Annotated in this window: 1 protein-coding gene; it reads right to left on the bottom strand. The window is 62.3% G+C overall.

The genetic code is table 11. From position 1 onward, the window contains the following. Positions 1 to 237: 237 nt before the first annotated feature. Positions 238 to 11,289, bottom strand: coding sequence for a peroxidase family protein (locus ACIPL2_RS29640; protein ID WP_401362760.1), 11,052 nt, complete (start codon positions 11,287 to 11,289; stop codon positions 238 to 240). Between the last annotated feature and the right edge of the window lie 226 nt (positions 11,290 to 11,515).

Raw genomic sequence — 11,515 nt, 5'->3', positions numbered from 1 at the left:
CACGATCGGGGCAGCCTGGAGTCTTATCAGCTTGTTCAGCAACTAAGCGCCGGTTGAGTTTCCCTCTCTCCACTCCTCAGTCAAACATTGATCACGCGTTTCCTACCGTCCGACCTGCCAGGATGGCTGATCCATTTTCAGCGTAACAAACGGCCAGTTTCCTAGAAAAAAAAGAGGGAGGGCATCCCTGCCCTCCCCTCCGCTTTTCACGCGTCTGCAACTGTGCTGATCAGGACCTCAAGTGGCGAGAATGAAGTCGGCGGCAGTGACGGTTGTTGCATCGGCCACACCGACCAGGCGGATGGAGTCAGCTATTCCTGCGGAGCTGATCAAGGTATCCGCACCGACATCGGTGATGATGACGATGCCCGCAAAGGTCGCCGCTGTGACGCCGAACGAGGAAATGTCGAGCCGGTCCTGGCCTCCCACCGCGTCGGCGTCGAAGCCGATGATCTGATCGACCCCGAAGCCCGCTGCGAACATGAAGATATCGTTGCCACTGCTGGCAACCATCGTGTCGTTGCCGGCACCGCCCGTGACCGTATTGTTGCCGGTCCCTCCATCGATAACGTCATTGCCGAGTCCCCCCAGCAATGTGTCGTTGGCGTCACCACCGAGCAGCGTGTCGTTGCCTGCGCCACCGTTCAAGACATCCGCCCCATCACCGCCGTCGAGGCTGTCATCGCCCGTGCCGCCGTTCAGGGTATCCGTGCCAATGCCACCGAACAGTTGGTCGTTACCGGCGTCGCCATTCAGTGTGTCGTTGCCGCCGTTGCCGGTGAGGATGTCGTTGCCGTCGCCACCATTGAAGGTGTCATTACCCACCCCGCCGGTGATGGCGTTGTTCAACACGTTGCCGTTGCCGACGAAGTTGCCGGCGCCGGTGTAGGTCAGATTTTCGACATTGGCGCCCAGTGTGTAGCTGGCCAGCGACGTCTGCACGGTGTCCGTACCGCCACCCGCTGCCTCGACCACCACGTCTGCGGCGACATCGACAACGTAGGTATCGTTGCCGGCGCCCCCCACCAACCGGTCAACACCGGCACCGCCATTGAGGACGTCGTTACCCACCCCGCCGGTGATGGTGTTGGCTAGCGCGTTACCGGTACCGGTGAAGTTACCGGTGCCCGTATAGGTCAGGTTCTCGACGTTGGCCCCGAGCAGGTAGGTCGTCAGACTGGCCTGCACCAGATCGGTACCACCCCCCAGTGCCTCGGTGACAAGGTCACCGACGTTGTCGACCACAAATGTGTCGTTGCCGACACCGCCGCTCATGGCATCCGCGCCGAGCCCACCGTTGAGGGTGTCGTCGCCGTCCTCGCCATTGAGGACGTCGTTGCCGTCTCCGCCGTTGAGGATGTCGTTGCCAGTGCCGCCAAACAACTGGTCGATACCGGCGAGGCCATTCAGCGTATCGTTCCCGCCCAGGCCAAGCAGCACATCGTTACCCGCGGTGCCGGTGAGGGTGTTCGCCAACGCATTGCCCTGCAGTGTCACGCCCTGTACCGCAAGCGCCGCCGTGGCCGCCGTCGCCGCAGAGGTCACCGACTCCAGCGTGCCGAAGCCATCGGTATAGCGCACGATCACTCGCAGTTGCAGATTGACCTGCGCCACACCAGGGGTGAAGGTCGCGGCCGTCGCGCCGTTGATGTTAGTGAAGGTCGCGCCAGTACCTTGCTGCCACTGGAAGCTGAAGGTGCCAAGTCCATCGGCATCGGCAATCCCGCCCGTCAGCGCGGTCAGCACCTGCCCTTGATCCGGGGTCGTATCGCTGATCAGCAATAGGCCTGTCGGTGCATCGTTGACGTTGGCCACCGGCCCCAGGACGTTGGACGAAACGCTTTCGGACGCACCGAAATCATCCACGTAACTGACCACCACGCGCACTGCCTGGCCGACCTGGGCCTGGCCAAGCGCAAACGTGCTACCGGTAGCGCCGGCGATGTTGACGAAGCCAGGCCCGTTGTTCGCCTGCCATTGGTAGGTGAACTGCGGATTGCTGAGGCCATCAATGTCGATGATGCTCGCCGGGTTAGCCGTCAATACCTGGTTCTGCGCGGCAAGCCCGGTGACGGTCGGCCCTGCAGTCGGTGCATCGTTGACGTTGTCCACCGGCCCCAGGATGTTGGACGAAACGCTTTCGGCCACACCGAAGGCATCCACGTAACCGATCACCACGCGCACTTCCTGGTTGACCTGAGCCTGGCCAAGCGCGAACGTGCTGCCGGTGGCGCCGTTGATGTTGACGAAGCCAAGCCCGTCGTTCGCCTGCCACTGGTAGGTGAACTGCGGATTGCTCAGGCCATCGAGGTCGACGATGCTCGACGGGTCAGCGGTCAACACCTGGTTCTGCACGGCCAGCCCGGTAACGGTCGGCCCTTCGGTCGGTGTACTGTTCCCGGCCGAATCGACGATCTCCAGCGTGCCCTTGCCATCCTGGTACACCGCCCGGACGCGAATGTTCAGGCCCGCCACATCGTCCGCCACCCGGTAGGTGGTGCCGATCGCCCGCGTGGCCTCGCCCGCGGCGACAGTGGTGATGTCTTCAAAGATGCCCGACCCGGGAATGTTTTCAACCTGCCAGTAGTAAGCCACCGCGCCCGTCACCGCACCGGTCGGATTGGTGACGCTTTGACTGTCCGCGTCGTGTACTCCCCTGTCACTGACTCGCAGCAACTGGCCAGCGACAGGCGTTTCGTCACGCACACCGGTGGCCGCATCGAGGATTGCCAGGTGACCCACTGGGTCGTTGTTTTGCGCGGTCCCCACTCCGGACGCCAGCGCAACGTCAGCGAACTGCAGACGCTCGACGCCCGTCAGGCGATCGACGCCATCACGCCCTGCCACCGAGTCGGTCACGATGACCGTGTCGCCATCGACCTCGATACCGTATTCGCCCAAATTACCGGAGAACAACGCCGTGTCGAAGCTGTTATCGCCGGCCAGAATCTCCCGCACGATGACCAACTGGCCCGGGTTGTACGTACCGTTGAGCATGAACGGCACCAGTGGCTCCATGCTGTCGAACGTGGCAATTTCAGCGCCAGTGCCGTCAACGTTTTCCCGTACGCTGATGCGTACGTTTAGCCACTTGTCGCCATCGATGATGTCGTCACCCCCGCGACCTTCGATCAGGTCGCTACCGCTACCACCGAGGATGATGTTGCCGCCATCGAAGAACGTCGCTCCGTCTGGCAGCAATTCAGCCAGGCCGTTGATCAGGTTGATGTGGGTCAGCACACTGCCGGTTGCACCCGACGTCGGCAGCGAGGTGGCATCTTCGTTATCACCGCGCAGGAAGTCACCGTGCGATGAACCCGACAGACCTTCCATGATGTCGAAACGCACCAGCGCTGAAGCCCCCGAACCCGGCATCGGCGGCACATCGAAAAAGCGGTCGGTGAAATCAATGGTCACGCCCTGGGCGAGCCCCTTGAAGGTTGCCCAGTCAAAGCCGGAGCCACCGATATAACGGTCACCCAGGCCGAGACTGCCGACCATGATGTCGTCGCCGCCTTCGCCGTTGAACTTATCGTTCTCGTTACCGCCGATGAACACATCGTGGCCGATCACCGGGTCATTGCCCGCCGGGTCGAAGTTGTCGCCAGGGGCACCGTCCGACGTGCCCTTCTCGATCCAGTCGTCGCCTTCGTTCCCCATGTCCTGTTCGTTGGCTTTGCTGCCCAGGATGAAGTCGTTGCCCTGGCCACCGATGGCCTCGGAAGCGTCCTCACCGGTCACGATGAAGTCATTGCCGAACCCGCCAATGATCAGGTTGACGCCGTTGCCACCGTGCAGCACGTCGTTGCCGTCGCCACCTTGGATGTTATCGTCGCCACCGCGGTCGGTGATGATGTCGTCGCCGGCACCACCACGCAGTTGGTCGTTGCCGTCACCGCCTTCGATGCGATCGTTGCCGCCGTCACCCCAGACCGTGTCATCGCCTTCACTGGCGATGAGGATGTCTGCATTGTTGGTGCCGCCCAACACGATGTGCTCGTCACCCGAGTACCGGATGTAGTTGGTGTCCGGTCCTGCGGTCAGCGGGTTGTCGCGGAACACCACCTGCTCGCCGTTCTCGCCCAATGGATCGGCGTTGCCCAGGCCATCGTTGTACTGCTTGCTCTGGTCCCTTTCCAGATAGAACCCCGGGTCCGAGAACACCAAGCCCGGCAAGTGCGTCGCCGAGGTGTTGGCCATGATCAGCTTGGCGAACGAGTTGCTTTCCAGTTCGGCGTTCATCGACAGGCCAGCGGTACGCTCCAGGTAATAGAAGCGGTCACCGTCCTGCAGTTTTTCCAGCTGGTTCTCGAACACGAAGTTGAAGGTCGAGCCGAGCATGCCGCCGAACGGCGTTTTCTCTTCGGCCAGGCCGCCGATCCACAGGTCGATGGCATCGACGCCCGTGATCGTCACACCCTTCAGATCGTCGGCCGTACCGAGCAGGCCATCTTTGCCTGCCCGGGTTACGTTGGCCCAGGCACCCGTGCTGTTGAGGAAGTCCAGGCGATCAGCCGGCGCATCTTCACCTCCCAACACCAACGCCAGGGCTGCCGCGCGCTTACCTTCCAGCGTGGTCGCCGCGGTGATCGTGTCATGGGTGCCATACGCCGCGATGAAGTTGATCAACGACTCTGGATGTTTGAGGTGCTGCACCAGGTCGACCCAGCTGATGTAAGGCGTGAGTTGGGTATCACCGGTTTGGCTGTAGATCTCGCGGCGGACCGCATTGAGCGAGGGAATCCCCGCGTCGCGGCCACGGGCGATGTTTAGCGCCGGCAGGTCGAGTGGCAGGCCGAGCAGGTTGTTGCGCAGCGCCTCGGTGACGAACTCGTCGATTTCGTTACCCGCTTGCCGCGTCATCCCACGCACGATCGCACTGGTCGCATCCTCGGGTGTCACGCCACTGGCGGCGTACGCCAACGGGTTGAGGAACGCCGCGATCAGGCCCATTTGCTGATCAGGATCAGCACTGTTCGGATCGCCGATCACATTGAAATCGACGTCGAAGCGATCGACGGTCTCGGTCAGCATCGAGTGGCCAAACCGGTACACGGTGTGGGCGAACTCGGCGACGATCGAGGCATCGAGGTCAACGTCATAGACCTGGGTCGGTGCGAAGAACAGGTCGACCCTGGGCTGGATGGTCCGGGCAAATTCCTCGAACACCAGATGCTGATACTGCATCTCGGTGCCGAACTTGGCAGCCTGGAACAGGCGCTCGCCATTCCACACCAGCGCATCGATCTCAGCCTGGTTGGCGGGCAACGTGCTCACCGGATTGAGCAGCCACTCGTTGAGGAAGGCCACGTCACCCGAATCGAGTACGGTGTCCTTGGTCTGCGCGACCAGCCGATTGTGCTCGGCGTGGAAGATTGCATGCACCGCGGTCAGGCCGATGTTCTCGTTGACCCGGCCGTCGCCAGCGATGTAATGCGCATCGAGCAACTCGTTGTCGTAGGCCAGGTTGGCCCCGGTGTGCGGGTTGAACGGCACTGCGTTGCCAATGTGGCTATCCGCGTCAGGCACGAGCACACCACCGCTGAACACCGGCGCGGCATTGTGGGCGATGTCGGCGAGGAACTGGTGACCGGTGCGCACAGCGTTGGTCAGGCTAATGGGGGACAGCGGATTGCCTTCGACAAGGACGTCATCCGCCGTGCCACCCAGGCCGTCAGCCCCTTTCATCACGACCATCGGGAAGCCGTTCGGCCCCTTGATGAAATTGCCATAGGCGTCCGTCGCCAACAGCGGGGAGTTCTCGACGTCGGCATCGGTAAGGCGGATCCCCAGAATGTCGTTGGCCTGCGCCTTGACCACCTTCCAGGTCGCCATGCCACCGATTTCCGTGTCGTCGGCGGTACCAAATTTGCCATCCGCCCCCAGGTCCCGGTTGGTGATCAGCCTGCCGGTCGCGACGGGGCCGTTGTCGGTCAGCTCATAACCGCGCAGGAAAACCTGGTGCGACGGGTGGGAGCTGTAGGTCTGGTTCTGGTCCACGAACGGCGTCGTGGTGTTGGTGTGCTCATGGATGTCGTCGGCCGTGCCGAGAATGCCATCCGCCCCAGGCTGGTTGGTCGCGCGGGTCAGCACCATGAAGTTAGTGTTGCCACCGGGCACATACAGCGGATCATCCGGTTGCAGCGGGATGAAGATGGTGCCCGAACCGCCCTTGGTCACCAGGTCCAGGCCGTGATCGAAGAACTGCCCGAAGAAGGTCATCCAGGCGTTGAACGGCGCGGACAAGCCCGCATCCGCAGCGGTGTTCTCGAACAGGTACACGTCGTGGTCGTCATCAGTACCGAACTGACCATCCATGCCGGGACTGGCGACGATGCGTACGCCATCCTTGAGCACGTCGTCGCTGTGCGCCGAGCCGAAGTTGAGCACGCCATCCGCGCCCGCGTCGTAAGCCGTGGCATAGGCCGCCGGGTTGTTCGACGTCTGGTCGACGATCAGATTACTGATGGTGCGCGGCTGCGAGTCAAACACTGAGCCGCTGGTCTGCTGGTACGACGAGCCCGGAATGGCCGGCGAGCCGGGGCCAAAAAACCCGGCAGGAGCACCTTCCGCCGGATTGAAGACCGGATCGGTCAAACGCGGGAAGGTATTGTCCGCGGCACCAAATTCGGTGTTGTTGATGCCGTTGAGGTTCATCAGGTTGTTGTTCGAGCCATCGACCGCACGCAGGCCCAACGGCGCGCGGATATTCGGGATCAGCGAGAGGATGTCCTGGCCGGCCGCGTCTGCCTCGGCAATCTTGATCTGATCAAGAATGAAGTTGAGGTCGGAGCGGACCATGTGAAGGCCCTCGCCACCCGCCGTGGCATCGACGACAGGTGTCGGCGCCGTCGGCACTACCGGTGCGCCGGGAACCACCACGGCCGTCGGCTGCGAGAACACCACTTCAGTCGTGCCATGACCATCCTGGTAGATCGCCTTGACCCGCAGTGCCAGCCCGGCAAGATCCGGGGAGACCTTGAACGTGGTGCCGTCGGCACTTTGGAACCCCAGGTCACCCGCCGGCAGCAGGATGATGTCTTCGAACACGCCGGTGCCGGGGTCGGCTTCGAACTGCCAGTAGTAGGACACCGAAGCGTTGTTGACGAAACCTTGCAGGTTACCCACCGCGATGTTGTTGGCATCGCGAACACCGGCCATGCTCACGGTCAGTGTGTCGCCCACGGTGATCTCGCCGCCGTTGCCGTCAGTGACGGTCGGCCTGCCCGTCGGTTGTGCGTTCAGCCCCGGTACCAGCACTTGCTGGGTATCGGCGAATTGCAGGCGTTCGATGTGCAGCAAGGTGTCGGTGCCGTCGCGACCCACTACGGTATCGGTCACCGTCCAGACGTCGTCCGCCACATTGGCCGTGCCGCGGGTGTCACGCGTCACCACATATTCGGACTGGAGCCCGGAGAAAATGGCGGTATCAAAGGCCGCCCCGCCCGTCGAGGTGCCGGGCATGATTTCCCGCACAGCCTTGAGCTGACCAGGGTTGTACGTGCCGTCCAGCATGAACGGGATCATATCGACCATGCTGTCGAAGGTGGCGATTTCGGGGCCGGTATGGTTGACGTCGCCGGCGCTATACACGGCAATTCTGACGTTGATCCATTTGTCGCCATCAATCAGATCATCGCCCCCGCGGCCCTCGATCAGGTCACTGCCATTACCGCCGAGGATGATGTTGCCCGTGGCAAAGCCGGTGGTCGGCAAACCGGCATCGGACAGAAACTGCTCCAGCCCGCGGATCAACGCCACATTGGTCAGCGCACTGCCCGTGGTACCACCGTGGTTGATGATCGTGTCCGCATCAACGTTATCGCCCTTGAGCACATCGGCGAATTTCGAACCGGACAAACCTTCGACCTCGGCAAAACGGTCGAGAATCGAGGCCGGCGACGCGCCGACCGGATTGAACACGCCGTTGTTCTGGTTTGGCGCGTTGCCATGTGGCTGCGCCAGCTCGGCCATGGTCAGGTCAACGGTCACGCCGATCTTGTCATTTTTGTAGGTCACCCAGTCGAAACCGGACATGCCGTCCATATTGTCCTGGGCATCGCTGCCGACAAAGATGTCATCGCCACCCTCGCCGATCATTTCGTCGAAGCCGCCACCGCCGACAAAGATGTCGTTGCCGATCGTATCGTCATTGAGCAACGGCGAGGCGTTATCGCCAGGCGCGCCGTCCTGGGTGCCCTTCTCGATCCAGTCATCCCCTTCGTTGCCGGTAGCGGGCAAGTTGGTCTTGGCGCCAAGGATGAAATCGTCACCCTGACCGCCGAAGGTGGTCGTGATGTCTTCGGTGGTGACGATAAAGTCCTGGCCATCGCCACCCAGGATCAGGTTGCCTGCAACCCCCATGCTACCGGCCACGATCACGTCGTTACCGGCATTACCTTCCAGACGGTTGTCGCCAAACGAGTCGGTGATGATGTCATCGCCGGCACCGCCCAGTACCGCGTCGTTCCCGGCACCGCCTTCGAGGCGATCGTTGCCGCCGTCGCCGTACAGGGTGTCATCGCCGTCACCGGAGATGATGATGTCATTGCCGGCGGTACCGCCCAGGACGACATGGTCTTCACCGGTGTACTGCAGATAATTGCTGTCCAGACCCGGGGTGTTGGGGTTGTCGCGGATCACCAGCGGCACGATTTCCACGCCGTTGATCATCAGGCCGCCCGTCGGGTCGGCGTTGCCGCCCGCGCCAAGGTTAGTGAACTGATTGGCCTGGTTCACTTCGAGGGTGAACGTCGGCGTCAGGAACACGGTGTTCGCCAGGTGGGTGACATCGGTGTTGAGCATGATCAGCTTGGCAAAGGAATTGTTCTCCAACTCGGTGCCGAAGTTCAGGCCGGCCGTACGCGACAGGTAGTAGAAGCGGTCGCCGTTCTGCAACGCCTCCAGTTGGGTTTCAAACACGAAGTTGAACGTCGAGCCGAGCATGCCGCCGAACGGCATTTTCTGCTCGGCGAGGCCGCCGACCCAGAAGTCGATGTCGTCGAGCCCCGTGATCGTCACACCCGTCACGTCGTCGGCAGTGCCCACCAGGCCATCCTTGCCGGCCAGCGTTACGTTGGCATAGGCACCGGCGCTGTTGAGGAAGTCCAGGCGATCAGCCGGTGAACCCGCACCGCCGAATACCAGCGCCAAGGCTGCAGCGCGTTTGTCGGCCAGGGTGGTCGCCGCGGTAATCGTGTCATGCGTGCCATAGGCAGCGATGAAGTTGATCAACGACTCGGGGTGCTTGAGGTGGTCCGCAAAGTCAGCCCAACTGATGTACGGCTTGAGTTGGCTGTCGCCGGTTGATGCGTACATCTCACGCCGCGCTTCATTCAGCGTGGGGATGCCGGTGTCGCGACCACGCGCCAGGTTCAGGGCCGGCAAGTCGAGCGGCAGACCCAGCAGATTGTTGCGCAACGCTTCGGTGACGAACTCGTCGATCTCGTTGCCGAGTTGGCGGGTCACACCGCGAATGATCGCCCCTGCCGCTTCGTCCGCAGTCGCCCCGCTGCCGGCAAACGCCAGCGGGTTGAGGAAGGCCGCGATCAGACCCATCTGCGAGTCCGGATTGTTCGGGTCAGTGAGGAGCGGATTGAATTCGGGGTCGAAGCGATCGACGGTCTCGGTCAACATCGAGTGACCGAAGCGGTACACCACATGGGCGAACTCGGCGAGGATGGCCGGGTTGATCGAGGTGTCATACCCATTGGGAGCAAGGAATTCGTCGATCTGCGGCTGAATGGTCCGTGCGAACTCCTCGAACACCAGATGCTGGTACTGCATCTCGGTGCCGAACTTGGCGGCCTGGAACAGGCGTTCGCCGTCCCACACCAACGCCGCGATCTCGGCGGGTGTCGTCGGTATCGCGGCCACGTCGTCCACCAGCCACTCATTGAGGAAGGCCAGGTCGCCGGCGGCAAGGAGGGTGTCCTTGGATTGCTGGACCAGGCGGTTGTGTTCGGAGTGGAACACATGGTGCACGGAGGTCAGGCCGATGTTCTCGTTGACCCGGCCGTCGCCGGCAATGTAGTGAGCGTCGAGCAGTTCGTTGTCGTAGGTCAGGTTGTTGCCGCCTGCGCCCATCGGCTGCGCATTGCCGATATCGGCGTCGGCATCCGCCTGCAAAACCCCGCCGACGACCACCGGCGCGGCATTGTGGGCGATGTCGTCGAGGAAGCCATGCCCGGCGCTCACGGCGCTGGCCAGGCTGATCGGAGCATCGCGGTTGCCTTCGACCAGTTGGGTGACGTCATCAGCCGTCCCGGCGATCCCGTCAGCCCCGTTGCTGACACGCATCACCACCTGCGGCATGCCGCTCGGTCCCCGGAGGAAATTGCCATACGCATCGGTTGCCAGCAGCGGCACGCTGTGCACATTGGCGTCGGTCAGGTTGATACCGAGAATGTCACGGGCCTGAGCCTTGACCACGGCCCAGGTCGCCATGCCGCCATTGGAGCCGTCACCATCATCGGCCGTGCCGAACTTGCCATCGCCGCCGAGATCGCGGTTGGTAATCAAGCGTCCCGTTGCAACAGGGTCACCTGCCGCGTTTAGGACATACTCGCGCAGGAACACCTGGTGCGATGGGTGCGAGCTGTACGTTTGGCTTTGGTCCACGAACGGCGAGGTGGTGTTGGGCTGGCCGTCATCGGCAGTGCCGAGAATGCCGTCCGCGCCGGGGGTATGCACGGCTCGTGGCAGCACCATGAAGTTGGTCGGGCTGCCCGGCACGAACAACGGATCGTCCGGTTGCAACGGTACAAACACGAAGTCGGTGCTGCTCTTGGTGACCAGGTCGAGGCCGTGGTCGAAGAACTGGCCAAAGAAGGTCATCCACGAGTTGAAGCCGGCAGTCAGACCCACGTCCGGCGACTGGTTAGGGATGAAGAACACTTCCTTGTCGTCGGCCGTGCCGAACACGCCATCCAGCCCGGGGCTGATCACCGGGTCGGCGCCACCGTTCGCCGCAACCGCGGCCGGGTTGTTGGCGGTCTGGTCGACGATCAGGTTACTGATAGTCCGAGGCTGCGAGTCGAACACCGTCCCTGACGCGGCATAGGCCGCTCGATACTGGGCATCAAGCAGGCGCAGGAAGGAATTGTCCGCGGCACCAAACTCGCTTTGCCCGGCGACCAGGTTGTTGTCGCTGCCATCGACGGTGCGCAGGCCGAATGGCACCTGACTGTTGGGGAGTAAATCACTGAGGCTGGCGCCGTCGGCATGCGCTTCTGCGATGAAGATTTGCTTGAGGATGAATTCCAGGTCCGACTTGTTGAAATTGGCCATTTTGATTGCCCTCGATCTCTTTGAAGAAGGGCACGGGACGATAGGAATCCTCCCGCGCCCAGCCCTGTGTTGGCTTGCGCAGTGTGTTGTTATTTTTTTTGGGCGAGCGCTGGCACGGGAAGGCAGAGCCGTTACACGGCCCCTCCGGGATGCGCGCCTGGAATTCGTGAAGACGGGTTCGCAGAGCGATCAGGCAGAGCGAACCCGAGCCCTGGGTGGGCCGTGG

The sequence above is a fragment of the Pseudomonas sp. NPDC086251 genome, assembly GCF_044746405.1.
Classification (GTDB): domain Bacteria; phylum Pseudomonadota; class Gammaproteobacteria; order Pseudomonadales; family Pseudomonadaceae; genus Aquipseudomonas.
Note: the sequence above shows the minus strand (reverse complement) of the source record. Positions and strands in the feature narration are given on the sequence as shown.